Here is a 26,140-nt window from a genome sequence, read left to right on the forward strand (position 1 = left end):
TGATTCTACCACTGACACCACAACGGCCCCGACCCCTGTCAGTAGGGGGCGGGGCCGGAATTCCACCGAGGAATTGCTGGGCAGGATGCCTCTAGCGGGCGTCCTCGATTTCGATCGTCTGGGCGATGCCCTGGACGACGGCGGCGACCTTGACGGCCTCGAAGACCTGCTCCTTGGTCAGTCCCTCGTCGCGCACGGTCTTCTCGTGGGCGATGGTGCAGTGCTCGCAACCATTGATGGTGGACACAGCGAGGGAGAACAGCTCGAAGTCGACCTTCTCGATGCCGGGCTTGCTGATGACGTTCATACGCAGGCCCATGCGGACCTGAGCGTAATCGTCACCGAGCCAGCCGCGGGCGCGGTAGGCGACGTTGTTCATTGCCATGATCGAGGCGGCGGCCAGGGCGGCGTCGTATGCCTCGTCGGAGAGGTGCGACTTGGCCTCGTCGGAGATCTCGGAGAGAACCTGGTCGTTGCGCGACGCGGCAGCTGCGGCCACGAAGGTGCCCCAGAGCTGCTGCTCGGTGAGCTCGGTCGAGCGAGCGAGGGTGCCGAGGTTGAGCTTCAGATCCTTGGCGTAGTCGGGGAGACCCGACTTCAGGTTGTCGATCGACATATTAGTTCAGCGCCTCCTGGACGACGTCCATCTTGTTGATGTTCTTGGTCGGGTCGTTGGCCTGCCAGTTGCAAGCGCACACCTCTTCGGACTGCAGGGCGTCGAGGACACGCAGGACCTCGTCGACGTTGCGGCCCACGGCGTCCGGCGTGACCGAGACGAACTGGATGACGTTGTCCGGGTCGACGATGTAGGTCGCGCGGTCGGCGACACCGTCGGCGTTCTCCACGCCCAGGGCGCGGATCAGGTCGTGGCGGACGTCAGCGAACATCGGGAAGGGGACACCCTTGAGCTCGGGGTGGGTTGCGCGCCAGTTGAAGTGGGCGAACTCGTTGTCCGTGGAGCCACCGAGGATCTGGGTGTCGCGGTCCTGGAACTCCTCGTCGAGCTTGCCGAAAGCGGCGATCTCGGTGGGGCAGACGAAGGTGAAGTCCTTCGGGTAGAAGAAGACGACCTTCCACTTGCCCTGGAACTTGCCGAGGTTCACGTCCTCGAAGTAGTCCTCCGGCTGCTGGGCGTTGGCCTCGTGCAGGTCCCCGCCCTTGAGGGCAGTGAGGTTGAACTCGGGGAACTGGTCGCCGACGGTGAGAATGGACACGGTGAATGCCTCCTGTTGCGTGAAAATGTGATGCTCGTGCTTCGTCTTGAGCAACAACGATTATGCCATGAAATCAGAACTGATGCAAAGGTATAAGTGATTTATTTCGAGTGCTTGATAGCGGTTCCCTATCGACACTCGTAGATAGGGTTTTGCCAGGATCGTGATGTAGAGTCATAGGCATGGTCAATAAGGATTACCGGCCGACGATCGCTCAACTCAGGACCTTCGCCACTGTTGCCGAGCACGGGCACTTCGGTGTCGCCGCCCAACAATTGGGGATCTCCCAGCCGTCACTGTCGCAGGGCCTCGCAGCCCTCGAGAGCGGCCTGGGTGTCCAACTCATCGAGCGCTCAACGAGGCGGGTCATCGTCACGGAGATCGGACGCGAGCTATTGCCGTTCGCCCAGGCCACGCTGGACAGTATGGACAGTTTCATCGGCCACGCCCGCGGAGCCCAGGGAGGGCTGTCCGGGTCGATGTCGCTGGGCATCATCCCGACGATCGCCCCGTTCGTTCTGCCAGCGTTCCTCCGGTCGTTGCCGACGACGGCGCCAGAGCTCGAACCGAAAATCGTTGAGGATAAGACGGCGAACCTGATCGACTCGTTGAAAAGCGGGGGACTGGATGCCGTCGTCGTGGCGTCGCCGGTCTCCGGTGCGGGAGTCGAGCAGATCGAGCTGTACCGCGAGGAGTTCGTGGTCGTCCTGCCCGAGGGACATCCGCTCGCCGGACGCCGGGATCTCTCGCTCGACGACCTCCAGGTCCTTGACTTCCTGCTGCTGGACGACGGCCACTGCCTGCGCGACCAGGTCCTGGACCTGTGTCGCTCGGTGTCGTTGACGGTGGACCCGGCGCACTCGGTGACGAGGGCAGCAAGCCTGTCGACGGTGGTGCAGTGCGTAATCGGTGGACTGGGCTCGACCCTGGTGCCCTTGAGCGCGGTGTCTGCCGAGTGCGACCGTCCCGGACTTTCCTTGGCCACCTTCGAGGGAGGTGCTGCCACCGCCGGACGCACGGTGACGTTAAGTCACCGCACCAGCTCGAACCGGGCCGAGGCCTTCCACGCCGTCGGGGCGGAGGTGGCATCGGCTTATGAGTCTGCCCTGGCGCGCAACCGTGAGGTGCTGGAGTCGAACATGGGGCCCAGATCCTAGCCGCGGAGCTAGCCGCGGACCACGCGCAACTCGCTGAGCAGCACATCACCGGCCTCATCGGAGGTATCGAGGTCCACCACGCCCTCGAAGGCCCACCCGTGGTCGCCCTCCGGGTCGTCCAGGATCTGCCGTACCGTCCAGTGCCGTCCCTCTTCCTTGATCAGGATGAGTTCGGGTGAACGGGCAGCAGCGTCGACTCCGATGTCGGAGTACTCGTCGAAGTACGCGTCCAGCTCCGCCGGCCAGTCGGGGGCGGCGGTGAGGTAGTCGTCCATTTCCGCCAGCTGGCTCTCCTTCTCGAAGGCGAAGAGCTCCACGTGCCGGAAGAAGTGGTTGCGCACCATGCGCCGCAGCGCGCGGGGGTTGGAGCTGAGCAGCGAGGGGTCGTCGACGCCGAAGGCGTGCTCGGCGACCTGTTCCTCGGTCGCCGGGGCGTCCGGATCGGCCATCGCCGACCACTCGTCGACCAGGGAGGAATCCACCTGGCGGATGAGCTCACCCAACCACACCACGATGTCCTCGAGCTCCTCGCTGCGGTGCTCCGGGGGCACAGTGTGTGACAGCGTGCGCCAGGCGTCCGTGAGATACCGGAGCACGACGCCTTCGGAGCGTGCCAGGTTGTAGGTCGCCACGAGATCGGAGAAGGTCATCGCCTTCTCGATCATCTCGCGGACCACCGACTTCGGGGAGAGGTCGAACTCGGACGCCCACGGGTTGGACTCGCAGAAGATGTCGTAGGCCTGCTCGAGTTCTTCCTCCAGCGGCTTCGGCCAGGTGATGTCCTCGACGAGAGCCATGCGCTCGGTGTAGTCGACACCCTCGGCCTTCAGCGCCGCGATCTCCTGGCCGCGTGCTTCTCGCTGCTGGGCGGACAGGATCTGGTTCGGGTTGTCCAGGATCGCCTCGACCGTGCTGATCACGTCGAGGGTGTAGGTGTCCGACTCCGGGTCCAGCAGGTCGAATGCCGCCAGGGCGAAGGGGGACAGCGGCTGGTTCAGCGCGAAGTCGCGCTGCAGCTCGCGGGTGAGCCTGGCGTCCTTGCCGGACGGGGTGTCGGCGTCGTACTCCTCGACGATGTCGGTACGCAGCAGGCCGCGGTACAGGTCGATGGTGGTCAGGATGTCGCGGTTCTGCTTCGCACGCGTGTCATGGTTGTCGCGCAGCAGGCCCTTCAGCGCGTCGTATGTCCACTGGTCGCGGGCGATCACGTTGATCAGCATGGAGTGCGACATCTGGAACTGACTGACGAGCTCCTCAGGCTCGGCGGTGGTCAGACGCTCGAACGTCGACTTCGACCACGTGGCCCGACCCTCGGGGGCGGACTTCTTCCGGAGCTTCTTCAGTTTCTTCGGGTCTGAGCCGGCCCGCTCGCGGAGGCGGAAGTTCTCGATCTCGTGCTCCGGGGCCTCGACGACCACCGTGCCCTCGGTGTCGTAGCCGGCACGCCCGGCACGTCCGGCGATCTGGTGGAACTCCCGCGATTTCAGGATGCGGTGCTTGATGCCGTCGTACTTCGCCAGCCCGGTCATCAGGACCGTGCGGATCGGCACGTTGATGCCCACACCCAGGGTGTCGGTCCCGGAGATCACGGTGAGAAGCCCCTGCTGGGCGAGTTTCTCGACGAGCCGTCGGTACTTCGGCAGCATGCCGGCGTGGTGGATGCCGATGCCCTTGCGCAGCAGACCGGACAAGGTCTTGCCGAAAGCGGACGTGAAACGGAAGCCGCCGATCGCCTCGGCGATCGCGGCCTTGCGCTCCTTGTCCACGAAGTTCATGCTGGTCAGCGCCTGGGCCCGTTCCACGGCCTCACGCTGTGAGAAGTGCACGATGTAGACGGGTGCCCGTCCCTTGTCGATGAGCTCCTCGAGGGTCTCGTGGACCGGCGTGTAGACGAAGTCGAAGTCCAGCGGCACCGGACGCACGGTTCCGGTCACCGGGGTGGTGGGCCGTCCCGTACGGCGCGTGAGGTCCTTCTCCAGCCAGGCCGTATCGCCCAGGGTGGCGCTCATCAGCAGGAACTGTGCCTTGGGCAGGCTCAGCAGGGGGACCTGCCAGGCCCAGCCGCGGTCCGGTTCGGAGTAGTAGTGGAACTCGTCCATCACCACCTGGTCGATCTCAGCGGCCGCGCCGTCACGTAGGGCAATGTTGGCCACGACCTCGGCGGTGGCGCAGATGACCGGTGCCTTGCCGTTGACGGTGGCGTCGCCGGTCATCATGCCGACGTTGGCGGGGCCGAAGATCTCGCACAGGGAGAAGAACTTCTCACTGACCAGGGCCTTGATCGGGGCAGTGTAGAAAGTGCGCTGCCCATGAGCCAAGGCGATGAAGTGCGCCGCGGTGGCGACCAGGGACTTGCCCGAGCCGGTCGGTGTCGCCAGGATGACGTTGTCGCCGGAGGCCAGCGCCATCGCCGCCTCTTCCTGGGCGGGGTAGGGGCTCAACCCCCGGTCGCGTGCCCAGGCAAGGAAGGACTCGAGAACGGCGTCATCGACGAGACTCTCCGGAACCTCGGCGAGATCGGGGAGGAGTCCGGAGAGCGTGGGGTCGGATACGGGGGTCGTCACCTGGGTAGTTACCTGTCGGAGTCGGAGTCGGAGTTGGAGTCGGGGTCATCGGAGTCGTCGGGGTCTTCGCCGTCGCCGGTGTCGTCGCCGTCGAAATCCTCGGTGGTACCAGCGAGGAAGCGTTCGACCTCGGCGCTGATCTCTTCGCCGGAGGGCACTTCCTGACCGGGGGCCAGCAGAGCATTCTGGGCGGAGTCCCCGTCGCCGCTGGCGTTCTCGAGACCACGGCGTCGGTCATCGCGCTGCCTCAGCCGCGACTGTTCCTCGTCGTACTGGCGCTCTAGGGCCCCGACCACAGAGGCGATCTCCGTGGAGTCGTCAACCTGGTCGGCGAGCTGCTGGCGGACCTTGTCCATGTCGGCTTCCAGGGCACGTAGCGGGAGGTTGAGGTCGCTGACGGACTCCAGCGCGTGCAGCAGCCCGTACGCTGCCTCCGGATAGTCGGAGGCAGCGATGTAGTGAGGCACGTGTGCGGTGAGCCCCACAGTGGTCAGCCCCTTGCGCGACAGGAGCAGCTCCACGTCGAGCATCGCAGCTCCAGGCACCATCATCCGGGAGTCCCAGGTGTGCAGCCCCTCGGTCAGCGCAGGATCGGAGGAGTGCGCCGAGACGATCAGCGGTCGGGTGTGCGGCACGGTCATCGGCGCGGCGTACATCGACACCACCCGGTCCACGCCGGAGCGCGCGGCGAGTTCGGCCACCGCCCGGCTGAAGGCCTCCCAGCGAAGATCCGGTTCAGGGCCGGAGAGCAGCATGAATGGCCGGCCGTCGGAGTCCTCCATGCGGTGCAGGGTCAGCGCGAGACTCTCGCGGCCCACGACACGCCCGTTGTCGAGGGTGACCCCGGGGCGACGGGAGCGATAGTCGATGAGCTCGTCGACGTTGAAGGTGGCTACGGTGGCATGGTCGAGTGCCTGTAGCAGATGCTGGCTGGCCTGTTGCACGCCCCGACCGGCATCGGCGTAGCCCTGGAGCGCGACGACCATCGAGAGTCCGTCCTCACCGTCGACGGAGTGGGCCGAGGGGCCCGGGTACTCGAGTTCGTACATACGGTTGCTGTCGGACATGTGCGCGTACTCCCTTCACTGACGTGCGACGCAGTGGACCTACTCTACCAGTCGCGCCTGTCGCCCCGGGGGATCTCCACAGGGTCGGGTTTATCCACATGCTCCTGGTCGGACCAGTCGCAGGGAGGGGTCGTGGCACATTCCCCGGTGGAGGATGTGCACATGACTTCCACACACCACAACACCCCACGAACCCGCGACATTCCCGCACGTTCGGGCACGAAGAACGCTCCCGTCGTGATCGACGGGGGACCGGGCGGCCTCATCGGCGCCGTCCCAGCCCTGTTGGGCTTCACGCCCACAGAGAGCATCGTGATCGTTGGACTCAGCAGTCACGGCGACCAGCTGGAGTCGCTCGGACCGGTGGTGCGCACCGACCTTGTCGAAGGGGCGGCACAGGCCGGAGCGCAGGCGTTGGCACGGTCGCTCTACGACATGCCTGGGGCCTCGGCAATGGTCATCGTGACCACACCGTATTCGTGGCCACTCACTAGCGCTGTCGTGGACGTGTTGTCAGGCGCGGTGCTCACTCTGGCCGACGCTGCGGTGGAGATCAACGCCATGTTCGTCACCGATGGCATCACTGCCGGTGCCAGGTGGCGACAGGTTGAGCCGACCGACTCCACCGTCGGCTGGCACGTGGTCCGCGAGGGCACGGTGGACGACCCGGCAGCCGGGCCCGTCGTGGCGTCGGGGTGCTCCACGGTGCGCGACCCTCGGGGCACCTCAGAGTCGATGGACCGCGAACTTGATCCCGACGAGGACGAGGACCTTGCCGCACTCCTTCCGAACAGCTGGACGAGTGGTGTCCCCGCGACATCGGATGGTGGGCCGTGGACGTCTGCGGACGTGTGCGAGATGATTGCGCAGATCGCCGGGAGAGTGGACCGGTGGATGCCGGTGGGCCGCCAGCGGGTCACCTTGAGCCGCCAGGAGGTTCGTCGGATGTTGCGGGAGCAGCCCGGAACGGCGGAGAGCTTGTTTGAGTTCTGCACCCGCGGGTCGTTGTTCCCCACGTTGGTTGCTCTCGGTGCAGCCGGCCAGTCCGGAGTGGTGCTCGGGATCCTGTTGGAGGCGGCCACGCTGGGGAGGGGCTCGCTGCGTGGCCGGGCGTTGCTGCTGATCGCGTTCCTCGGTTGGTGCGGCAACCACGGTGCACTGGGGCACCGGGCGGCGAAGCGATGTACCCAGGAGATGTGGTCCGAGGGTGGGGTGTCACCGGCCCCAGAACTGACGATCGGCGCGGATTCGCTGCGCAATGACCTTCTTACCCTGTCGCTTGCTGGGATCCTGTGGGACGGGGTGGGTGACGGCACGGCCGCCAGGCTCGTGAACGGCGTGGTCGGTCAGGGCATGGACCGAATCGACGCGGCAATCGCCAGGGTCCGGGGACAGGACATCGCCCGCGCCGGACGGATTGCCGCTGTGGTCGACCGGCAGGCGGTCAGCGCCGTGCGAAGTGCGCTCGGTCGCCGAGCTGGGAAGTGAAGTCCCAGGCGTCCTGGACGATGGTCGTCAAGTCGCTACGCGTCGGGGTCCATCCCAAAGAGTCCACCGCGCGGGCGGAGGAGGCGATCAGGGTCGCCGGATCCCCGGCACGACGCGGCGCGGTCACCGCGGGGATGGGGTGGCCGGTGACCTCACGGCAGGCATCGATGACCTGTTGCACGCTGTAGCCGTCGCCGGAACCCAGGTTGAAGATCCGGTGCTCGCCGGAGGTGTTCGACCGGGCGGCCAGCAGGTGAGCATCGGCAAGGTCACGGATGTGGATGTAGTCGCGGACACAGGTGCCGTCCGGGGTGGGCCAGTCATCCCCGAAGATCATGATCTGCTCGCGGGCATCCAGCGCGACCTGCAAGACCAGCGGAATCAGGTGGGTTTCCACGGCACGGTTCTCGCCGGTGGAGCCGTATGCTCCGGCCACGTTGAAGTAACGCAGGCTCGTGGCACCGAGTCCGTAGGCGTTGGCGTAAGAGGTGATGATCTGGTCGATCGACAGCTTCGATGCGCCGTACGGGTTGGTCGGCGCGGTAGGCATATCCTCGGTGATCGGCACTGACGCGGGCTCGCCGTAGCAGGCGGCCGTCGAGGAGAAGACCAGGTTGTCGACACCGTTGTCGCGCATCAGGTCCAGCAGGTTCAACGAGGTGACCACGTTGCCATGCCAGTAGATATCGGGAGCCTGAACAGACTCTCCCACCAGCGACTTCGCCGCGAAGTGGAAGACTGCCGCGCAGTCATCCGCCAGCACCTCGGGTGCGCGGTCGAGGACATCACCTTCGAGGAAGGTCGCCCCGGCGGGCACAGCCTCCCGGTTGCCGGTCGACAGGTCGTCGATCACGGTCACCCGGAAGCCCTGCTCGACCAGCACGGTGGCACAGACGCTTCCGACGTAGCCGGCACCGCCGGTGACGAGCACGTGCCCGCCGTCAATGAGCCCCATCAGCGACTAGTTCCCTTCGACCACGATACGGATGGCGTGCCCAAGCTCCTCGGGCACTACCACGCTGGCACCGTCCTGGTTCTCCAGGGTGAGACCGTCCGGAGTGTCCTGGATAGTGACCGTGGTGCCCGGGCGGATGTCGTACTGGCCCAGTTTTCCGATGACCTTGTGCTCAACCTGGACGATCTCGTTGAAGCTGACGATCGTCGCCTTGCGCGGCGAACTGAGGTCAATGTCCGAGGCGCGGTGAGAGTTGGCGGGGTCGGAGATCGACGCCTCACCCAATTTCTCCAGGCCGGGGACGGGGTTACCGAACGGGGAGGTGTTGTGATCGTCGAGCACGGCGAGGAGCCGCTTCTCGACCTCGTCACCCATCACATGCTCCCACCGGCAGGCTTCGTCATGGACGGATTCCCAGGGCAGGCCGATGACATCGACCAGCAGACGCTCGGCGAGACGGTGCTTGCGCATCACTGCCGTTGCGTGATCGCGGCCTTCCTCCGTGAGCTTCAGGGAGCGGTCATCTGCGATCCACAGCAGGTTGTCGCGCTCCATGCGGGCCACGGTCTGGCTCACGGTCGGACCGGACTGCTCAAGACGCTCGGCGATGCGTGCGCGGAGCGGTGGGATGCCCTCCTCCTCCAGTTCGTAGATCGTCCGGAGGTACATCTCAGTGGTATCGACGAGGTCCTTCACTCGACCATGGCCTTTCTCTGACTAACACGACCGTGCAGTTTGACCGTCGCGTTCAGGGGTTTGTTCACACAGTGGTGCCCTACAACCTACACGGTTCACCGCACAGGTGGGAGGACGGTCTGGCGGGTGTCCGCCAGGTCATGTCTAGACCGCGTATTCGCGCAGCCGGGCGGCCCGGTCACCCTCGCGTAGCTTGGTCATGACCTCGCGTTCGATCTGACGCACACGCTCGCGCGACAGCCCGAAGCTGCGGCCGATCTGGTCGAGGGTGCGGGGCATGCCGTCGTCCAGACCGTAACGGAGCTTGATGACGTCCTGCTCGCGCTCCTCGAGGGTGTCGAGCACGGCACGCACATCGGAGTGGCGCAAGGAAGCGACCACGGCAGCCTCAGCGTCGGTCGCCTCGGAATCCTCGATGAAGTCACCCAGCGGTGCCTCTTCGTCCGAACCGACGGGCATGTCCAGGCTCACCGGGTCACGGGACTGCTTCAGCAGCATCTCGATCTTCGACTCATCGATGCCGGACTCGTCGGCCAGCTCCTCGTTGGTGGCCTCACGGCCCAGGTGCTGGTACATCTCGCGCTTGATCCGCGAGAGCTTGTTGACCTGTTCAACGAGGTGCACGGGCAGCCGGATGGTCCGTGACTGGTCCGCCATGCCGCGGGTGATCGCCTGGCGGATCCACCAGGTGGCGTAGGTGGAGAACTTGAAGCCCTTGGCGTAGTCGAACTTCTCCATCGCCCTGATCAGGCCGAGGTTTCCCTCCTGAATCAGGTCCAGCAGGGGCATGCCACGACCGGTGTAGCGCTTGGCCAGGGACACCACCAGACGCAGGTTGGCCTCCAGCAGGTGGGTGCGCGCCGCGCGCCCCTCGCGGGCCAGGACCTTCATGTCGCGCTTGGCGGCACGGGTCAGCTTGTCGCCGTTCTCCAGCAAGTGCTCCGCGTAGAGGCCGACCTCGATGCGCTTGGACAGCTCCACCTCGTCGTCCGCGGTGAGCAGTGCGGTCTTGCCGATACCGTTGAGGTAGACGCGGACCAGGTCAGCTGAGGGGTTCTCATTGTTGCCCCGTCGACGGCCCTTGTCCTCGGTGACCTCTTCGGTCACCTCCTCTGCCTCATCGGAGGTCTCCCCGGGCGTAGAATCTGTCTTTGACGTGGTGTTATCCCCGATTTCGTCGATCTCCGCCGGGGCGTCCCCGGTGTCACGGGTGGTCTCCAGGATGTCGTTCTTCTCCGGTGTGCCGGAGTTCTTCGTCGTGCGGGTGCCCATCTGGTTGACCTCCTGGGTTAGGTGTCGGAAGCTCTGCACAGTCCAACGGGTGATTGTGCCGAAATGTTCCGGGGCTACGTGCCTTAGGTCACGGTAAGATTACGATCGTCGTGTGATCGCAGGAAGCTGCAGGTGAGTGCACGGATAAAAGTACTTCCGGCATCCCCCATTCGGGGGTGGTCGGGTGTGGGAGGTCACCTGAGCTCAGGACGCTTCGACGATCACCGTGTACGGTCCGTCGTTCGTCGACGCCACGTCCATCATCGCGCCGAACCGCCCGGTCTCCACGCGCAGTCCACGCCCGCGCAGATCGTCGACGATCAGGTTGATCGCCTCTTCCGCCTCAGGGCCGGGTGCCGCCGCCGACCAGGACGGACGGCGTCCCTTAACGGTCGCACCCATCAGCGTGAACTGGCTGACGACCAGGATCTCGGCGCCATTGTCTTGCGCGCCGGCGTCGCGCCGACCTGTACCGGCCGCGCCGGCGTCTCCGGCATCCCTGGCCGGGACGAGCAGTCGCAGCTCGGCGATCTTGCGCGCCACCGTGCGCCAGGCGTCCGGGCTGTCATCGCGTCCTGCGCCGATCAGCGCGAGCAACGCGCCACGTCCGGTGCCATCACGGTTGGCGTCGACGGCGCCGACGACCTCCCCGTCGACGGTGACGCTGGCGTCCTTCACCGTACTGATGACTGCCTTCATGACCGCACCTCGACGATGTCGGCGGGCAGGACGATGCCGTGACGGACGAGATCCACGACCAGCGGGGCCAACGCCGCGGTGAAATCGTCCTCATCCAGGTCATTGACCGCGCAGTACAGTTCGGCGGTATCGCGCAGGGTCAGCCCGTCCGGGGTGAGCCCGGCGAGTACGGCCGACAGCGGGGCGTCGATGTCATGGCTGAACCCGGGACCGTCTGTGCGGGTGACCCGGACGACCTCGGGGGCGAAACCCGGTTCGGTAAACCCGTCCTCGGCCTGTGTGCCGCTGCGGGAGAGTTCCACGGTCTCGCGGGCCAGGCCCGGACGCACCTGGTAGCGGGCGTCCAGGAGGTCGTCGCCGTCCTGTTCGGCCAGCCACGCCGCGCGCAGGAAGTATTCGGCGACCTCGTCGCCGAAGAATCCGAGGTCGGGGGCGTCCAGCGCCTCGAAGGTGACCTCGGAGGGCCCGTCGATGCGCTGCAGGTGCACGTAGCCCATGCCGATGCGGGCGATGTCGTGTTCCTTGAGGTAGGTCAACCAGTCGGCCACCCGCTTGCGCCCCTGCGGGGAGCGCAGGTCGAGCGAAGCGTCGGCGGTCCAGGTGCGCACGTAGACGGACGGGGAGACCTCGTCGCGCTGGACGATCCAGGCGCGGATGCCCTCGGCGGGGATCCAGCCGGCGACGCGGCTGGCGGCGGACTCCGACAGGGAGGTGGCCCATGCGCCGAGCAGGTGCGCGGTGCCGCCAGGGGAGAGGTGGTCAGCGGCCCCCTGCACCACGGTGCGGGTGGCGTCGTCGAGCCCGAGGCCGGAGTCGCGGTAGATCTGGCCGTCCTGTGCCGGCCCGACGACGAACGGGGGGTTCGATACGATCCGGTCGAATTCCTCGCCCTCGACCGGCTCGAACCAGCTGCCGCAACGCCAGTCGACGTCCCGGCCGGTGCTTGAGCGCAGCGACGCCCGGGCGAAACCGAGCGCGCGGTCATGCACGTCGGTGGCCACGATCTGCCGCGCGTTGAGCATCAGCGCCAGCACACCGGAACCAGTGCCCAGGTCGAGCAGCCTGTCCGCCGTTCCGGACGGGACCTGATTGAGCAGGGTCAACGGAGCCTGCCCGACGCCGGGGACGTGGTCGTCGCCAGGAGTGAGATCCTCCAGGGAGGCGTCCGGGTCGGAGACCACGAGCACTTCGGCGCCGTGAGGACTGTGGACGTCGTGGGCGACGGGCCGCACGTCGACGTGCGCGCGCACGGCGTCCTGAGCGTCCTGCGACGCTAGCGCCCCGGCGTCGAGCAGGGCGTCGACGAGAGCAGCGCCCAGGACGTCCTGCAGCGCAGTGCGCGACACCGGCTCGCGCAGGAAGAAGGCGCGCGTGAGCAGGACGCCGCGGGCGCCGCAGACCTCACGCTGGTCGCGCTCGTTGAGGTGCCAGACCGCGCCGCCGGGGTTGCTGGCGAGCGCCTCGGCGTAGCCCTCGCGTCCCAATGCGGACAACAACAGCGGTGTGCCGTAGTCCAGGGTGGTCAGGGCCAAGACGAGATCCCCGAGGGCCGGGGAGTGGGCGTCAGCGGTCATGATCCTCTGTCGGTTCCTTATCTACTGTGTCTGTTGTGTCTTCAGGTTCGGCGTCGATCACCGTGTACCCCGGTGCCGGCGGGCCCTCGATTTCCTCGTGAGCCTGGCCGTCCAGCTGCGGTCCGGCGGCCGCGGCACGATACTGACGAACCAGCGCCGGCTTGTACACCTTCGGCTCGCCCTTCTCCCGGTCATCGCTCTTCTCATTGGCCAGCAGCACCGCCACCCACGGCAGCGGGAGCGAGATCACCGCGAACACCGCGGCAAGAACGGGGCTGTGCAACCATCCGTAGGCACCGACCGCCGCGCCCAACAAGGGGATGCGCGACAGTTGCAGGCCGGCGTAGAGCCGACGCCGATGCCGCCAGTCGTCCAACGGGGAGCGTCGGGCATCGGTGATCACCGAGACGTCGTCGCCGCGACGGCGACTGGACGGGTGCTTGGACATGGGCACAACCGTAGTCCTGTCGGCGGGAACCACAACCAGCGGTACGGCCACCCGACCTGCCATGCGACCGGCGCGGCTGGAAAACACGGCAAGGGCGGGGCATTATGGGGGCGTGACTACTCCTGGAACGACAACGATTGAGCGGCCCGACGTCCGGACCGATGACCAGACCTCGGACGACACCCCGAAGTTCTTCCACTACGTGAAGAAGGACAAGATCGTCGACTCCGCAATCAACGGCCGCATGGTCGTGGCCCTCTGCGGCGAGACCTTTCCCGTGACCAAGCAGGCAAAGCCCGGTTCGCCGGTGTGCCCCGACTGCGAGAGCATCTACCAGGGACTCCGCAAGAAGTGAGTGGGGCCACCGCATACGGCACGCTCCGTGCCTGGCAGCAGGCCGCACTCCGACGCTACATCGACACCGCCCCGCAGGACTTCCTTGCCGTCGCGACCCCCGGTGCGGGCAAGACCACGTTCGCGCTGACCGTTGCGCGCATGCTGCTCGACGCCCGCACCGTGCACCGCGTGGTGATTGTGGTACCCACCGAGCACCTCAAGACGCAGTGGTCCCAGGCCGCGGCACGTCAGGGCATCTCCATCGACGCGGAGTTCACCAACTCCTCGGCGGTCAACAACGCCCACGACGGGGTGGCGGTGACCTACGCCCAGGTCGGCATGAAGCCGACCAAGCACTATCAGGTCGCCACCGCGCGCAAGACCCTGGTCATCCTCGACGAGATCCACCACGCTGGTGACGCGAAGAGCTGGGGCGACGGCGTGCGCTTCGCCTATGAACAGGCCGAACGCCGCCTGGCGCTGACCGGTACACCCTTCCGTTCCGATGACTCGGTGATTCCGTTCGTGGAGTACAAGGACGTCGACGGCTCGTTGGTCTCCCAGTCCGACTACACCTACGGCTACTCCGACGCCCTGGCCGATGGCGTGGTGCGTCCCGTGGTCTTCCTGGCCTACTCCGGGCAGGCCCGGTGGCGCGACAGCGCCGGCGAGGAGTACGAGGCTCGCCTGGGCACCCCGTTGAACGCGGAGCAGACCGCGCGCGCCTGGAAGACGGCCCTGGACCCGAAGGGCGAGTGGATCCCCGCGGTGCTGAGCTCCGCGCATACCCGCCTGATGCAGTTGCGCGAGTCCATTCCGGACGCCGGTGGCCTGGTCATCGCCACCGACACCACCACCGCGCGTGCCTATGCCGCGATGCTGGAGAAGCTCACCGGGACGAAGGTCACCGTGGTGCTCTCCGACGAGCAGGGCTCCAGTGACCGGATCAAGGAGTTCTCCGACTCCACCAGTCTCTGGATGGTCGCGGTGCGCATGGTCTCTGAGGGCGTGGACGTGCCACGCCTGGCGGTCGGCGTGTACGCCACCTCGGCGTCCACGCCGCTGTTCTTCGCCCAGGCGATCGGACGTTTCGTGCGTTCGCGGCGCCCTGGCGAGTCCGCCAGCGTGTTCCTGCCGAGCGTGCCGGTACTCCTCGACCTGGCGTCCAATATGGAACGCCAGCGCAATCACGTGCTCGGCAAACCCGACCGGCCGAACGAGGGCTGGGACGATGAGTTGCTCGCCCAGGCGAACAAGGAGGAATCCGAGCCGGACGAACTCGGCGGCTACGAGACTCTTGGTGCCGAGGCGGAACTGGAGAGCCTCATCTTCGACGGCTCCACCTACGGCACCGCCACGATGACCGGCTCTGCCGAGGAACAGGAGTACCTCGGACTGCCCGGTCTGCTGGATGCCGAGCAGATGAGGACGCTGCTGCGCGCCCGGCAGTCCTCCCAGCTCGACAACCGGGATAAGGCGGCCAAAAAGGCCGCTGAGATGCCTACCGCCGCAGCGTCCGGCACTGCGGGGGCCGCAGGTGACGGCGAGGCGGAGTCCAAGAAGGTCGCCAGCGAGGAACTTCCTGGCCTGCGCAAGAAACTCAATGCCCTGGTCGGCGCAAAGTCGCAGCGTACCGGGCGTCCGCACGGCGCGATTCACAATGAGGTGCGACGCAACTGTGGCGGCCCGCCGACGGCGCTGTGCACCGCCGAGCAGTTGCGCGACCGGATCGCCTACCTCCGGGACTGGTGAGCGTGAGGACGCGCGGGGGCGTCCGATAGGCTGGTCCGCATGGCGAAGAATACGGCAGCACAACGACCGACCGGACGAGATGGTGCGGGGGAGCAGCCCCGAGTACAGGGGCGTCTCGGCCTGGTGGCGGTCGTCTTGGCGGTGCTTGCGCTGCCAGCTGCACTGTTCCCGTGGCTCGGGCTGATCATCAGTGTGGTGGTTTTGGCCGTCGCTTTGGTCGCACTGATCGTGGCGGTACGTTCCCCGCGCCTGAGCCGCGGTTACCCGATGGCTGCGGTGGCGGTGGCGATTGTAGCCGTCGCACTGTCTGGCGTGGTGACGAGTAGCACGGCGCAGACCTTGCAGGACTGCTCTTCGAACGATGCCGACGAGGTGCGTGCCTGCATGGAGAACAGGGGAGAGGACTAGAGGCCCCGACGGGACAGACACCGAGAACCCCTCCGGCCGTGTGAACGGCGGGAGGGGTTCCGTGGTGTTGCGGCCGGACTAGTCGAGGTAGTCGCGCAGCACCTGGGAGCGCGACGGGTGGCGCAGCTTCGACATCGTCTTCGACTCGATCTGACGGATGCGCTCACGGGTGACCCCGTAGACCTGCCCGATCTCGTCGAGGGTGCGCGGCATGCCGTCGGTGAGTCCGAAGCGCAGCTTGACCACGCCGGCCTCGCGCTCGGAGAGCGTGTGCAGCACGTCCTGCAGCTGGTCCTGGAGCAGGGTGAAGCTGACCGCGTCGACGGCGATGACGGCCTCGGAGTCCTCGATGAAGTCACCGAGCTGGCTGTCACCCTCGTCACCGATGGTCTGGTCCAGGGAGATCGGCTCACGGGCGTACTGCTGGATCTCCAGCACCTTGTCCACGGTGATGTCCATCTCGCGGGCGAGCTCGTCCGGGGTGGGCTCGCGGCCGAGGTCCTGCAGCAGTTCGCGCTGGATGCGGCCGAGCTTGTTGATGACCTCCACCATGTGCACCGGGATGCGGATGGTGCGGGCCTGGTCGGCCATCGCACGGGTGATGGCCTGACGGATCCACCAGGTGGCGTACGTGGAGAACTTGTAGCCCTTGGTGTAGTCGAACTTCTCCACCGCGCGGATCAGGCCGAGGTTGCCCTCCTGGATGAGGTCCAGGAACGCCATGCCACGTCCGGTGTAGCGCTTGGCCAGGGAGACCACGAGTCGCAGGTTGGCCTCGAGCAGGTGGTTCTTGGCCTTGCGGCCGTCGCGCTCAATCTCGCGGAAATCGCGGCGCTGCATCGGCGACACCTTCTCGCCGCTGGCCTTGAGCTCGTCCATCTTGTGGTGGGCGTACAGGCCGGCCTCGATGCGCTTGGCCAGGGAGACCTCCTGCTCGGCGTTAAGCAGCGCGACCTTACCGATCTGCTTGAGGTAGGCGCGCACGGAGTCGGCGGAGGCGGTGAGCTCGGCGTCCTTACGGGCCTGGCGCAGTGCGGCGGACTCGTCCTCGTCCCAGACGAAGCTACCGGCTTCGGGCTTGTCGTCTTCCTCGTCGCCGTCGCTGACCGCACCGGCGGGGGTGACGACCGCGGGGGAGGCGGAGTCCTCGTCGTCGTCCGCGGCCTCCTCGACCTCGTCAACGTCGTCGACATCATCAACATCGTCAACGTCATCTTCGTCGATCTCGATGTCGCCGGGGAGACCGTCGATGTCCTCGTCGTCGGATTCCTCGGTGAAGCCGTCGGTCGCGGTCTTGTCGAGGTTCGTGTCCTCAACCGCCGGGTCGGCGTCCTTGGTGCCGGACGCAGGGGCAGCCGTCTTGGTCGCGGCCTTGCGAGTGGACTTGCGGGTGGTCTTCTTCGCGGCCGTCTTCTTCGCCGCAGTCTTCTTAGCGGTCTTGGTGGCCGCCTTCTTTGCTGCAGCCTTCTTCGGCGCGTCCTCCCCGGACGCTGCCGGCGCGGGAGACGCAGCCGGCTCGCTGGACGCCGCGGAGGACGCTGCGGTCGGTGAGGGGGACGCGGCCGGTGCCTGCTGGGCCGCCGGAGTCACCGGGGTCGCAGCTTTGCGGGTGGCCGTACGGACGGCCTTCTTCGCGGTGGTCTTCTTGGCCACCCTTCGACCGGCCGACGATGCCGGGGTTCCGGGAGCGTCGGTGCCCTCGGTGTCGCTACCGGAGGTGGAACTGGTGTGGGCCGCCACGAAAGACCTTTCTTGCGGGGTCAGGGGACTTGCAGTGTGTGGTCCTTTGTCAGGAGCACAATCGACCCCCCATTATAACCCAGTCACGCTGAATTTCAGCGTTTAGGGCCGCATTCCGTGGGTTGCGGCCATCGCAGCCCCGACGATACCCGCCCGGTTGAGCAGGGTGGCGGGCACGACGTCCACGTCCACGGTGAGTTCGGGAACCCATTTGTGGTGCTTCTTGGATATCCCTCCGCCGACGATGATCCGCGAGGGGTTGAGGATACGCACGTACTCGTGGAGTACCCGGTCGACTCGGCGGGACCACTCCTTGAAACTGAGTTTCTCCTGGTCGCGCACCGCCGACGACGCCCACTTTTCGGCGTCCATCGCCGGAAAGTTCAGGTGGCCGAGCTCGGAATTGGGGAACAGGGTGCCGTTGTAGATCAGCGCGGAACCGATGCCGGTGCCGAAGGTCAGGAACAGGACGGTGCCGTTCTCGCCGTCCGCTGAGTCGCCGTACGCGGTCTCAGCGATGCCCGCCGCGTCGGCGTCATTGAGGACGCTGACCGGGCGCGCCGCGCCGTCGACGGTCAGCCGGTCACCGAAGAGGGACTGGCAGTCGGTGCCGATCCATGCGGGGTCGATATTCGCCGCGGTCCGGGCGATCTGGTTTCGCACCACGGCGGGCACGGTGATGCCGACGGGGCCGGTCCAATCGGCCTTGTCGAGGAGCTTGGCGACGGTATCGGCCACGGCCTGCGGAGTTGCCGGCTGGGGGGTGTCGAGTCGGATGCGATCGCCGATGAACTCTCCGGTGCGCAGGTCGACGAGTGCGCCTTTGATGCCGCTGCCCCCGATGTCGACCCCGAACGCGGTCGTCTCCTGCCCGTTCTTGGGTGTGTCAGTCATGACTCCGAATGCTACCGCAGCCGTCGGTGGCGGACAGGCTGGCAGGATGGAACCCATGAGTGAACAAATCAGACTGGACCGGACGACCACGGACGTCCTGCCGCCGACGGCAGGACGCGCACTTGCCGGACGCACGCCGGACGATCTGCGCACCGTGGCGGTGACGGTCGCGTCCGAGGCGGCGCGGCACGTGGCCGAGACGCGGGCCCGCAGCGCCGGAGGCGACGGACGCATCCGGGTCGAGGCGACCAAGTCGTCCGACGTCGATCCGGTCACTGCCATCGACCGGTCGAGTGAGCGGCTGATCCGCCAACGCCTCGGCGAACTCGCGACGCACGACGCCGTATTGGGGGAGGAGGACGGTGGCGTCCTGGCGCAGGATCGCGTCACGTGGGTCGTCGATCCTGTCGACGGCACAGTCAACCTCGTCTACGGGATCCCCGCCAGCGCAGTCAGTGTGGCGGCGTGCGTCGACGGGATCCCGGTCGCAGGAGCCGTCGCGGACATCGCCCGCCGGCGGGTGTACTCGGCGTGCACCGGCGGTGAACTGGTCATCGACAAAGAGGGGGCGGAAGGTGCGGCTGGCTCGGAGCTGTCGGAACTCTCTGACCTAACGGCGCTCTCGTCGGCGCTGGTCGGCACGGGGTTCTCCTACCTTGCCTCGCGGCGTCGTGCCCAGGCCGAATTGCTCGCTGATCTTCTGCCGGAGATTCGTGACATTCGGCGCATCGGATCGGCCGCCCTGGATCTGTGCGCCGTGGCAGATGGCGCGTTGGACGCTTACTACGAGCACGGCCTGGGCCCCTGGGACCATTCCGCCGGGAGCCTCATCGCCGCGAGGGCGGGGGCGGTGGTGCACATGCCCCCGCTGAGTCGGGGGTATGACGAGGGGGTAGGCGTACTCGCCGCAGTCCCCGGAATCGTCGATGACCTGGCCGAACGCGTGCTGGCGAGCACCTTCCCGGCACCCGTGGACGCGTCCTAACGGGGGCACGGCGGGCTCTCCGGCCCCTGTTTCCGGGGGCGCCTCAGGCCTCATTGCATGGTGCTGTGGCGGGCGTCGCGAGGGGCAACGTGACAATGCTTGCCCGCTGCTTTAGTATGCGCGTCAAACGTCGGGAATATCCGCCGCCGATGCTTCGTTGCCGGCAGGGTAAACCCCGGTCGTTGGGTTGAGGGTGAGTCGGTGACTTGACGGCCACCGCGTCCTCGCCGACAAGTGACCACACCTGCACGACTGCACACCAGCAACAGCCAATAACCAGCCAAGAACCAGCCAGAAACAGCACAGCCTTATCCACCGCCGGAACCGGAACGGTCGGGTAATGGACGAACCTAGGAGCATCATCATGGCGACTGACTACGATTCCCCCCGCACCCGCTCGGAGGACGAGATCGAGACCGACTCCCTCGAAGGGCTGAAGGCCGCAGAGAAGGCGGAACCCGCCGTTGACGACAACGATGATGGCGACATCGTCGAGCCGATCGATGTGCCCATGGCGGACCTGTCAGGTGAGGAACTCAGCGGATCGGTGGTGCCCCGTCAGGACGACGAGTTCACTTGCTCGGTGTGCTTCCTGGTGCAGCACCGCACCCGGATCGCCGAGGACGATGGCAAGGGCAACCTCGTCTGCATCGACTGCGAGTGATCCAACCAGAGCGACCGGCGGGGGCCGGTCGCTCAGGCGCGGGGGGTGCCGAGCGCGTCGAGTAGCTGCTCGGGCTCGTTGGTGGAGACCAGCCAGTAGGGGGTGGGGTCGTCCGGATCGTCGAGGACCAGCATCGCCATGGAGGGGATCCAGGGGCGGTGGTAGAGGAAGGCGGCGGGGTCGAGCTGACGGCCCATCGCCGCACTGCGCGCGCTGGGTGGCACCGGGAGACTGCGGCTGACCACCGACATCGGCAGGGATGCCTCCCCGGCGTGCAGCCAGGTCTCGCCGCTCTCATCGCGCTCCACAACGAGTTCATTGCTCGACAGGTGCAATAGCGCCCACACGACCGCCGCGAGAACAACCGCGCCGACCACGACGCCCCAGTACCACTCGCGGCCCATCTGTCCCTGGAACCCGACCAGGGTCGTGACCCCAAGTCCGATCAACCACCAGGACATCGGGACGCGTTGACGTTCGCGGTAGAGGACGTCCGCACGGACCGTGCCTGCTTCGCCGGCCTGACCGGCCTGACCGGCACGGTTCTCTCCGGGTTCCTGTGGCACGTCATCTCCTGTCGCCTCGGGCTCGCTCACGATCCCTTAGTCTATCCTGCGGGCCGTTAGGTCAGTAACCGGACCGCGCCGGTAGACTTCACGGGCATGACCGACAGTCACGACGCACCGTTGCGCATCGCGCGACTCGACCCCGACCTTCCCCTCCCGAAGCGCGCTCACGCCACTGACGCGGGCCTGGACATGTACAGCGCCGAGGAGCTCACGTTGGCCCCCGGTGAGCGGGCGCTGGTGGGTACCGGCGTGGCCATCGCCCTTCCTGTGGGCACCGTGGGCCTGGTGCACCCGCGAAGTGGACTGGCCTGGAAGCAGGGCATTTCCATCGTCAACGCCCCCGGGACCATCGACGCGGACTACCGTGGCGAGGTGAAGGTCTGCCTGATCAACTTGGATCGGGATACCCCGGTCGTCATCCACCGTGGTGACCGCATCGCGCAATTGCTCGTCCAGGCGGTGTCGCTGTGCGACGTTGAGGAGGTCGCCGATGTCGATGCGCTTGGCGACACCGTCCGCGGCGCCGGAGGGTACGGCTCCACCGGCGCCTGACCGTCGCCCCACATCCTGAAATGCACGCCCGATACGTCGAGATCTGAGGAGAACCCGAGCCATGTGGCCGTTCAACAAGAAGAGTGACGAAGAATCCACCGGAACCGCTGCGTCAGACGCGTCGACCACGCAGGACGCCCCGGACGCTGCGAGCGCAGCGAGCGCAGCGAGCTCTGTGACGGATGCTCCGGACGCGCAGGACGCACCGGACGCGCAGGACGCCGCGCCGGCGGGCGGCGACCAGGCCGTCGCCGAGCCCAGTGCGTCCTACGATCCGATCAACGGCGACTTTGGCCCGTTCGACGGCGATAGCGTGGATTACACCACCTTCGACTACTCCGATTTCGCCAAGAGTGGGCTCGACCTTGGTTCCGTGCGCGTGCCGGTGCCGCACGACGGTGAGGTGCAGGTGGAGATGGGGGCCAAGGGCCCGCAGATGATCCACATCCTCACCCCCTACGGCCGTCTCACCCCCGTCGCACTCGCCGCCCCGCGTACTGGCCGGCAGTGGGAGGAGAACATCTCTGAGGTCACCGAGGGGATGAACGGCGATGGCCTGCAGGTCAAGTGGGGTAAGAACCTGTGGGGTACCGAAATCATCGGCACCATGAAGGCCGGTACGATGCGCGTGATCGGCGTCGACGGTCCGCGGTGGATGCTGCGAATGACGTTGGCCGGCCCGGCGGACAAGGCCGACCAGCTCGCGGAGTTGGCCTATGAGGTCATCTCCCGCACGTTCGTCTACCGCGGCACCGATCCGCACCCGGTCGGCCAGGCGCTGCCGGTGACGATCCCTGCGGCGATGGCCGCGGAACTGCGCAAGGTCGTCGAACAGCGTCAGAAGGACGCCGCCGACGGCAACAGTGGCAACAGTGGCAATAGTGGGAACGCAGGCACCAGCGGAGCCACGCAGTGACGCATGAGGACGGCCGCGCTCCGGCCGACGAAGACTCGGTAGAGACCGAGGACGCCGCGCCGACCGTCCTCGAGCAGCTCGGCGGCCTGTCGGGGCTCATCGCCTCGGTGCTACCGGTGCTGGTGCTCGTACCGGTGAACTCCCGGTGGGGGCTGACCGCCGCGTTGATCGCCGCCGTCGCTGTGTCGGTGGTGGTGTTCCTCTGGCGATTGGCGCGCAAGGAGACGCTGATGCCGGCAGTCTCCGGTCTGATGGGCGTGGGCATCTGTGCCCTGATCGCCTGGCTACTTGGCGACGCTAAGGGCTATTTCGCCTATGGCATTTGGTATTCGCTGGTGGCCGGGATCGTGTTCGTGGTGTCGATCGTGGTGCGCTGGCCGCTGGTCGCAGTGATCTGGAACGGTGTCAACGGTTCCGGGCACCGCTGGCGCAGCAACCGCACGGCGATGCGGGTCTACAGCATCGCCACGTTGGCGTGGTCGGTGGTGTTCTTCGGACGTTTTGTCATCCAGCAGTGGCTCTACGTGCAGGACGACGCCGTCGGCGCCCTCGGCGTGGCACGCATCATCATGGGCCTGCCGTTGACCGCCGTGGTCGTGCTGGTCACGGTGTGGGCCGTGAAGAAGGCCGATGCCTCGGAGCGTGCCGAATGAGCGGGCAGGTAGTAACCCTCGACATGGAGGGCCCGGCTCACGGCGGGGCATCGGTGGCGCGGCTCGACGGTCGCGCAGTGTTCGTGCGAGGCGCTCTGCCGGGGGAGAAGGGTGTCACGGTGGCCCTGGATCCGGCGAAGGAGAAGGCCCGCTTCCTCACCGGTGAGGTCACAGATGCCGCCATCGCCGAGCCCTCGGAGCACCGAGTGTCTCCGGCATGCGCCGCCGCGGCCGCCGGTGCCGGTTGTTGCGACCTGGACTACGTCGACGCGCAGGGCTCGGTGGAGTTCAAGACGCGCGTCGTGGTCGAGCAGTTCCAACGCATCGGCAAGATTGCGGTGGACGACAATACGGTTCGCCCGGTATCCCTTGCCCCGTTCGCCGGCTACCGCACCCGCGTGCGCCTGGGCGTCGACGCATCCGGCCAGGTCGGGTTGCGTCGCCGAGGCAGCAACGGGGTCGTCGCCCTAGCGGCGGACGGTTCCGGCGTCTGCGCCCAGTGGGCTCCCGGTCTGGCCGACGGTCTGGCTGAGGAACTCGCCGCCCAGGAGCTGACCCCGGGGGCCGAGGTGTGTGTTGCCCTCGGCGACGACGGTGCACGCGGGATCGTGGAGATCCCGCCGCGGCCGCCGCGTTCGCAGGCCCGGCGTCGGCGTCACAGCGCGAAGCGTCCTGCGAAGGCGCGCCGTCGCGTCCTGGTCGGTGACGGGGAGGTGACGCGCACCGTCGGTGACGTCACCTGGTCGGTGCCGGTGGAGTCCTTCTGGCAGGCACACGTCGCTGCGTCCGACCACTACGCCGCGTGGGTCGCGAGCAATACCCCGCAGGACGCCACGGTCGGCTGGGACCTCTACGGCGGTGCCGGCGTCCTGGCCGCGGCGATGCTGTCGGCAGCGCCCGAAATGGCCGTGGACTGCGTGGATATCGCCTCACCGGCGACCAGCGCAGGACGCACCGGCCTCGCCGGGCGGGACGTCTCCTTCGTCACCTCCGACGTGGGCTCCGCCATCGGGACGCTGCGCGCCCCGTCGGTTGTGGTCCTCGACCCGCCGCGCACCGGTGCCGGCCGCGAGGTTGTCGAGGCAATCGCCGCGCGGGAACCCGCCGTGGTGCTGCATATTGGCTGCGACCCGGCGACCGCCGCGCGCGACGCGGCGTCCTTCATCTCCCACGGCTATGAGCCGGAGGCGGTGGAAGTGGTGGACGCGTTCGGGCTCACCCACCATGTGGAGGTCCTCGTCCGGTACGTCAGAACCCCCGGTCAACAGAATAATTGAGGTCCGATGATGTGAACCAGGGCACGGGCCGTAAGATGGTCGCAGTGCCTGTGACTCAGGCAGCAAGTGTGAAGCGTAGGTAGTCGTTCGTCCGACGACTGGGACGGAGAAGTGAGAACGGGTATGTCGATTCTTGAAAAGATATCGTCACCGGCGGACCTCCGGACGCTGACACCTGGGCAGCTGGAGACCCTCGCCGGGGAGATCCGGGAGTTCCTCATCGCCAAGGTCTCCGCCACCGGCGGGCACCTGGGGCCCAATCTGGGCGTCGTGGAACTCACGATCGCCCTGCACCGGGTCTTCGACTCGCCGTCGGACCCGATCATCTTCGACACCGGACATCAGTCCTACGTGCACAAGATCCTCACCGGACGGCGCAATCTCTTCGACACCCTCCGGCAGCGTGACGGGCTGTCCGGCTATCCCGACCGGGCCGAGAGCCCGCACGACTGGACGGAGTCCTCGCACGCCTCGGCGTCGCTGTCCTATGCGGACGGGCTGGCGAAGGCCTTCGAGCTGACCGGCCAGTCAGACCGCCGGGTTGCCGCGGTCATCGGCGACGGTGCACTCACCGGCGGTATGGCCTGGGAGGCCTTGAACAACATTGCCGAGGGCAAGGACAGGCCCTTGACTGTCATCGTGAACGACAATGGTCGTTCCTACTCGCCGACGATCGGCGGGCTCGCGCACAGCCTCGCCGGTATGCGCATGCAGCCGGCCTACGACAAGGTGATGGAGCAGGGAAAGAACTCCCTGGGCCGCCTCGGCGCCGTCGGTGACCACGCCTTCAAGCTGCTGCACAGCTTCAAGGAGGGCGTGAAGCACGCGGTCATCCCGCAGGAACTGTTCAGCAACCTCGGGCTGAAATACGTCGGCCCGGTCGACGGCCACGATGTGCGCTCGGTCGAGGCCGCCCTGACCTACGCCCGCGACTACGGCGGACCGATCATCGTGCACATCGTCACGAAGAAGGGCAATGGCTACGGCCCCGCGGAGAACGACGAGGCCGATCAGATGCACTCCACCGGAGTCATCGACCCGCTCACCGGACGTGCCGTGCAGGTCAGCGCCCGCGGCTGGACGGACGTCTTCGCCGACAAGCTCATCGAGATCGGCAAGCGTCGCGAGGACGTTGTTGCCATCACCGCCGCGATGGCCGGCCCCACCGGTCTGGCACGCTTCGGTGAGGTCTTCCCCGAGCGCACCTTTGACGTGGGCATCGCCGAGCAGCACGCGGTGACGTCCGCCGCCGGGTTGGCCCTCGGCGGACTGCACCCGGTCGTCGCGGTCTACTCCACCTTCCTCAACCGTGCCTTCGACCAGATGCTCATGGACGTCGGGTTGCTGCACATGCCCGTGACCTTCGTGCTCGACCGGGCCGGGATCACCGGGTCGGACGGTGCGAGCCACAACGGGATGTGGGATCTTTCGATCACCGGCATCGTCCCGGGTATCCACGTTGCCGCTCCTCGCGATGGTGCACGACTGGTTGAGGCACTCGACCGCTGCGTCGGGATCTCCGACGGTCCGTCCGTGGTCAGGTTCTCCAAGGGCGCTGTTCCGAAGGATGTCGACGCGGTGGAGTCCACGGCCGACTACGACGTGCTCGCCGGGTCTGCCGGTGATTCCGCGACCGAGGGTGCGGGTACGGGCGAGGAGTTGCGCGTCCTGATCGTCAACTACGGTCCCTTGACCGCGCAGGCGTTCGCCGCGGCAGAGGCTCTTCAGTCCGATGGACATGCGGCGACGGTCATCGACCCGCTGTGGGTCACCCCGGTGGCGGACTCCGTTGTCGAACTGGCCCGCGCCAGCGACCTCGTGATCACCCTCGAGGACAACGGAGTGCACGGCGGAGCCGGCCAGATGCTCGCCCGCGCGGCGTCGGAGGCTTCGGTCTCGACCCCGGTGCGTTACCTCGGCGTCGACCAGCGCTACCTCGCCCACGGTTCGCGTGGTGAGGTGCTCGCCGAGGTCGGCCTGGACGTCGACTCGGTGGTGGAGCAGGTCCGCGACTGGGCATCCCAGGAGTCCCATCGCCGCGCCGAGGCCAGCGACCTGAGTTAGCGTCTTGCGCTAGCTCATCGACTCCGCGCTCTTCCCTCGCTTCTCTAGCTGAGCGATCACCCCTCCAGGTAGGCTTTCGGCTCGAAATGCTTCCTGGAGGGGTGAAGTGTCTACACGCTGATGCCGAGGGGGCCGGCGTTGTGGCGCTGCGGTCTGCCCTGGTCCAGCGATCACCCCTCCAGGTAGGCATTCGGCC

25 protein-coding genes are annotated in these 26,140 nt (G+C 66.9%); 12 read left to right on the forward strand and 13 right to left on the reverse strand.

What is annotated here, in order from left to right:
• Positions 1 to 91: 91 nt before the first annotated feature.
• Together ACT3SZ_RS05240 and ACT3SZ_RS05245 are read right to left on the reverse strand one after the other, a co-directional pair.
• Entirely contained in the window at positions 92 to 616 is a 525-nt protein-coding gene (locus ACT3SZ_RS05240; protein WP_444617236.1) for a carboxymuconolactone decarboxylase family protein, read from the reverse strand.
• Position 617: 1 nt separating this feature from the next.
• Positions 618 to 1,214, reverse strand: coding sequence for a peroxiredoxin (locus ACT3SZ_RS05245; RefSeq protein WP_444617238.1), 597 nt, complete (start codon positions 1,212 to 1,214; stop codon positions 618 to 620).
• A gap of 182 nt (positions 1,215 to 1,396) precedes the next feature.
• Here ACT3SZ_RS05245 and ACT3SZ_RS05250 point away from each other — a divergent pair, with 182 nt between their 5' ends.
• On the forward strand, positions 1,397 to 2,371 hold the full coding sequence (locus tag ACT3SZ_RS05250; protein ID WP_444617240.1) for a hydrogen peroxide-inducible genes activator: 975 nt from the start codon (positions 1,397 to 1,399) through the stop codon (positions 2,369 to 2,371).
• A gap of 8 nt (positions 2,372 to 2,379) precedes the next feature.
• On the opposite strand, the gene ACT3SZ_RS05255 is transcribed toward ACT3SZ_RS05250, so the two are convergent.
• Both ACT3SZ_RS05255 and ACT3SZ_RS05260 read right to left on the reverse strand, forming a co-directional pair.
• On the reverse strand, positions 2,380 to 4,935 hold the full coding sequence (locus tag ACT3SZ_RS05255; RefSeq protein ID WP_444617242.1) for a DEAD/DEAH box helicase: 2,556 nt from the start codon (positions 4,933 to 4,935) through the stop codon (positions 2,380 to 2,382).
• Between the two features lie 8 nt (positions 4,936 to 4,943).
• Positions 4,944 to 6,002, reverse strand: a complete 1,059-nt coding sequence (locus ACT3SZ_RS05260) for a PAC2 family protein (protein WP_444617244.1) — start codon at positions 6,000 to 6,002, stop codon at positions 4,944 to 4,946.
• A 162-nt stretch (positions 6,003 to 6,164) separates the two neighbouring features.
• Here ACT3SZ_RS05260 and ACT3SZ_RS05265 point away from each other — a divergent pair, with 162 nt between their 5' ends.
• Positions 6,165 to 7,490: a DUF4192 family protein gene (locus ACT3SZ_RS05265; protein WP_444617246.1), complete on the forward strand. Its 1,326-nt coding sequence runs from the start codon at positions 6,165 to 6,167 to the stop codon at positions 7,488 to 7,490.
• Here the strand turns inward: ACT3SZ_RS05265 and galE are convergent.
• The 6 genes from galE to ACT3SZ_RS05295 form a co-directional block, all read right to left on the reverse strand.
• Positions 7,447 to 8,445: a UDP-glucose 4-epimerase GalE gene (gene galE / locus ACT3SZ_RS05270; protein WP_444617248.1), complete on the reverse strand. Its 999-nt coding sequence runs from the start codon at positions 8,443 to 8,445 to the stop codon at positions 7,447 to 7,449. The two genes, ACT3SZ_RS05265 and galE, sit on opposite strands and share 44 nt — an antisense overlap.
• Before the next feature lie 6 nt (positions 8,446 to 8,451).
• Positions 8,452 to 9,141 carry an iron dependent repressor, metal binding and dimerization domain protein gene (locus tag ACT3SZ_RS05275; RefSeq protein ID WP_444617250.1) on the reverse strand — a complete coding sequence of 230 codons (690 nt, stop codon included), beginning with the start codon at positions 9,139 to 9,141 and terminating at the stop codon, positions 8,452 to 8,454.
• Between the two features lie 144 nt (positions 9,142 to 9,285).
• A complete protein-coding gene (locus tag ACT3SZ_RS05280) occupies positions 9,286 to 10,413 on the reverse strand; it encodes a sigma-70 family RNA polymerase sigma factor (protein WP_444617252.1) in 1,128 nt (375 codons plus the stop codon).
• A gap of 204 nt (positions 10,414 to 10,617) precedes the next feature.
• Positions 10,618 to 11,112 (reverse strand): D-aminoacyl-tRNA deacylase, encoded by a 495-nt coding sequence (dtd, locus tag ACT3SZ_RS05285; protein WP_444617254.1) that lies wholly within the window; start codon positions 11,110 to 11,112, stop codon positions 10,618 to 10,620.
• Positions 11,109 to 12,686, reverse strand: coding sequence for a DUF7782 domain-containing protein (locus ACT3SZ_RS05290; RefSeq protein ID WP_444617256.1), 1,578 nt, complete (start codon positions 12,684 to 12,686; stop codon positions 11,109 to 11,111). The genes dtd and ACT3SZ_RS05290 overlap by 4 nt, the downstream gene beginning before the upstream one ends.
• The gene (locus ACT3SZ_RS05295) at positions 12,676 to 13,134 is read right to left on the reverse strand and encodes a DUF3099 domain-containing protein (protein WP_444617258.1); all 459 of its coding nucleotides are present in this window, start codon (positions 13,132 to 13,134) and stop codon (positions 12,676 to 12,678) included. The genes ACT3SZ_RS05290 and ACT3SZ_RS05295 overlap by 11 nt, the downstream gene beginning before the upstream one ends.
• Positions 13,135 to 13,246: 112 nt before the next feature.
• On the opposite strand from ACT3SZ_RS05295, the gene ACT3SZ_RS05300 reads away from it, so the two are divergent.
• The 3 genes from ACT3SZ_RS05300 to ACT3SZ_RS05310 are packed head-to-tail and all read left to right on the forward strand — an operon-like array spanning position 13,247 to position 15,630.
• Positions 13,247 to 13,489, forward strand: a complete 243-nt coding sequence (locus ACT3SZ_RS05300) for a DUF3039 domain-containing protein (protein WP_301443508.1) — start codon at positions 13,247 to 13,249, stop codon at positions 13,487 to 13,489.
• On the forward strand, positions 13,486 to 15,222 hold the full coding sequence (locus tag ACT3SZ_RS05305) for a DEAD/DEAH box helicase (RefSeq protein WP_444617260.1): 1,737 nt from the start codon (positions 13,486 to 13,488) through the stop codon (positions 15,220 to 15,222). Before ACT3SZ_RS05300 ends, ACT3SZ_RS05305 begins: the two co-directional genes overlap by 4 nt.
• A gap of 39 nt (positions 15,223 to 15,261) precedes the next feature.
• The gene (locus ACT3SZ_RS05310; protein ID WP_444617261.1) at positions 15,262 to 15,630 is read left to right on the forward strand and encodes a hypothetical protein; all 369 of its coding nucleotides are present in this window, start codon (positions 15,262 to 15,264) and stop codon (positions 15,628 to 15,630) included.
• 78 nt (positions 15,631 to 15,708) lie between these two features.
• On the opposite strand, the gene ACT3SZ_RS05315 is transcribed toward ACT3SZ_RS05310, so the two are convergent.
• The gene (locus tag ACT3SZ_RS05315) at positions 15,709 to 17,370 is read right to left on the reverse strand and encodes an RNA polymerase sigma factor (protein WP_444617263.1); all 1,662 of its coding nucleotides are present in this window, start codon (positions 17,368 to 17,370) and stop codon (positions 15,709 to 15,711) included.
• Between the two features lie 102 nt (positions 17,371 to 17,472).
• Positions 17,473 to 18,264, reverse strand: coding sequence for a polyphosphate--glucose phosphotransferase (gene ppgK / locus ACT3SZ_RS05320; RefSeq protein WP_444617264.1), 792 nt, complete (start codon positions 18,262 to 18,264; stop codon positions 17,473 to 17,475).
• Between the two features lie 55 nt (positions 18,265 to 18,319).
• Between ppgK and ACT3SZ_RS05325 the strand changes: the two genes are divergently transcribed.
• Together ACT3SZ_RS05325 and ACT3SZ_RS05330 are read left to right on the forward strand one after the other, a co-directional pair.
• Positions 18,320 to 19,249 carry an inositol monophosphatase family protein gene (locus tag ACT3SZ_RS05325; RefSeq protein WP_444617266.1) on the forward strand — a complete coding sequence of 310 codons (930 nt, stop codon included), beginning with the start codon at positions 18,320 to 18,322 and terminating at the stop codon, positions 19,247 to 19,249.
• A 364-nt stretch (positions 19,250 to 19,613) separates the two neighbouring features.
• Complete coding sequence (locus ACT3SZ_RS05330; RefSeq protein ID WP_301443956.1) at positions 19,614 to 19,913, forward strand: DUF4193 domain-containing protein; 300 nt, start codon at positions 19,614 to 19,616, stop codon at positions 19,911 to 19,913.
• A gap of 32 nt (positions 19,914 to 19,945) precedes the next feature.
• Here ACT3SZ_RS05330 and ACT3SZ_RS05335 read toward each other — a convergent pair whose 3' ends face one another.
• Positions 19,946 to 20,509: a DUF3093 domain-containing protein gene (locus ACT3SZ_RS05335; RefSeq protein ID WP_444617267.1), complete on the reverse strand. Its 564-nt coding sequence runs from the start codon at positions 20,507 to 20,509 to the stop codon at positions 19,946 to 19,948.
• A gap of 66 nt (positions 20,510 to 20,575) precedes the next feature.
• Between ACT3SZ_RS05335 and dut the strand changes: the two genes are divergently transcribed.
• From dut to dxs, 5 genes are all read left to right on the forward strand, one after another.
• Positions 20,576 to 21,034 (forward strand): dUTP diphosphatase, encoded by a 459-nt coding sequence (gene dut / locus ACT3SZ_RS05340; RefSeq protein WP_444617269.1) that lies wholly within the window; start codon positions 20,576 to 20,578, stop codon positions 21,032 to 21,034.
• 61 nt (positions 21,035 to 21,095) lie between these two features.
• Complete coding sequence (locus ACT3SZ_RS05345) at positions 21,096 to 21,950, forward strand: DUF3710 domain-containing protein (protein WP_444617272.1); 855 nt, start codon at positions 21,096 to 21,098, stop codon at positions 21,948 to 21,950.
• Positions 21,947 to 22,603, forward strand: a complete 657-nt coding sequence (locus ACT3SZ_RS05350; protein WP_444617274.1) for a DUF3159 domain-containing protein — start codon at positions 21,947 to 21,949, stop codon at positions 22,601 to 22,603. Before ACT3SZ_RS05345 ends, ACT3SZ_RS05350 begins: the two co-directional genes overlap by 4 nt.
• Positions 22,600 to 23,880, forward strand: coding sequence for a class I SAM-dependent RNA methyltransferase (locus tag ACT3SZ_RS05355; RefSeq protein ID WP_444617276.1), 1,281 nt, complete (start codon positions 22,600 to 22,602; stop codon positions 23,878 to 23,880). Before ACT3SZ_RS05350 ends, ACT3SZ_RS05355 begins: the two co-directional genes overlap by 4 nt.
• A 123-nt stretch (positions 23,881 to 24,003) precedes the next feature.
• Positions 24,004 to 25,944, forward strand: coding sequence for a 1-deoxy-D-xylulose-5-phosphate synthase (dxs, locus tag ACT3SZ_RS05360; protein ID WP_444617278.1), 1,941 nt, complete (start codon positions 24,004 to 24,006; stop codon positions 25,942 to 25,944).
• Positions 25,945 to 26,140: the final 196 nt, after the last annotated feature.

Origin of the sequence: Corynebacterium sp. AOP40-9SA-29 (assembly GCF_052377405.1) — a bacterium.
Classification (GTDB): domain Bacteria; phylum Actinomycetota; class Actinomycetes; order Mycobacteriales; family Mycobacteriaceae; genus Corynebacterium.

What these genes read in the sequence shown, in the direction of transcription:
- ACT3SZ_RS05240 (WP_444617236.1), bottom strand. Translation starts at nt 616, where the DNA reads ATGTCGATCGACAACCTGAAGTCGGGTCTCCCCGACTACGCCAAGGAT.
- ACT3SZ_RS05250 (WP_444617240.1), top strand. Translation starts at nt 1,397, where the DNA reads ATGGTCAATAAGGATTACCGGCCGACGATCGCTCAACTCAGGACCTTC.
- ACT3SZ_RS05260 (WP_444617244.1), bottom strand. Translation starts at nt 6,002, where the DNA reads ATGTCCGACAGCAACCGTATGTACGAACTCGAGTACCCGGGCCCCTCG.
- ACT3SZ_RS05265 (WP_444617246.1), top strand. Translation starts at nt 6,165, where the DNA reads ATGACTTCCACACACCACAACACCCCACGAACCCGCGACATTCCCGCA.
- galE (WP_444617248.1), bottom strand. Translation starts at nt 8,445, where the DNA reads ATGGGGCTCATTGACGGCGGGCACGTGCTCGTCACCGGCGGTGCCGGC.
- ACT3SZ_RS05280 (WP_444617252.1), bottom strand. Translation starts at nt 10,413, where the DNA reads ATGGGCACCCGCACGACGAAGAACTCCGGCACACCGGAGAAGAACGAC.
- dtd (WP_444617254.1), bottom strand. Translation starts at nt 11,112, where the DNA reads ATGAAGGCAGTCATCAGTACGGTGAAGGACGCCAGCGTCACCGTCGAC.
- ACT3SZ_RS05290 (WP_444617256.1), bottom strand. Translation starts at nt 12,686, where the DNA reads ATGACCGCTGACGCCCACTCCCCGGCCCTCGGGGATCTCGTCTTGGCC.
- ACT3SZ_RS05295 (WP_444617258.1), bottom strand. Translation starts at nt 13,134, where the DNA reads ATGTCCAAGCACCCGTCCAGTCGCCGTCGCGGCGACGACGTCTCGGTG.
- ACT3SZ_RS05310 (WP_444617261.1), top strand. Translation starts at nt 15,262, where the DNA reads ATGGCGAAGAATACGGCAGCACAACGACCGACCGGACGAGATGGTGCG.
- ppgK (WP_444617264.1), bottom strand. Translation starts at nt 18,264, where the DNA reads ATGACTGACACACCCAAGAACGGGCAGGAGACGACCGCGTTCGGGGTC.
- ACT3SZ_RS05325 (WP_444617266.1), top strand. Translation starts at nt 18,320, where the DNA reads ATGAGTGAACAAATCAGACTGGACCGGACGACCACGGACGTCCTGCCG.
- ACT3SZ_RS05330 (WP_301443956.1), top strand. Translation starts at nt 19,614, where the DNA reads ATGGCGACTGACTACGATTCCCCCCGCACCCGCTCGGAGGACGAGATC.
- dut (WP_444617269.1), top strand. Translation starts at nt 20,576, where the DNA reads ATGACCGACAGTCACGACGCACCGTTGCGCATCGCGCGACTCGACCCC.
- ACT3SZ_RS05345 (WP_444617272.1), top strand. Translation starts at nt 21,096, where the DNA reads ATGTGGCCGTTCAACAAGAAGAGTGACGAAGAATCCACCGGAACCGCT.
- ACT3SZ_RS05355 (WP_444617276.1), top strand. Translation starts at nt 22,600, where the DNA reads ATGAGCGGGCAGGTAGTAACCCTCGACATGGAGGGCCCGGCTCACGGC.
- dxs (WP_444617278.1), top strand. Translation starts at nt 24,004, where the DNA reads ATGTCGATTCTTGAAAAGATATCGTCACCGGCGGACCTCCGGACGCTG.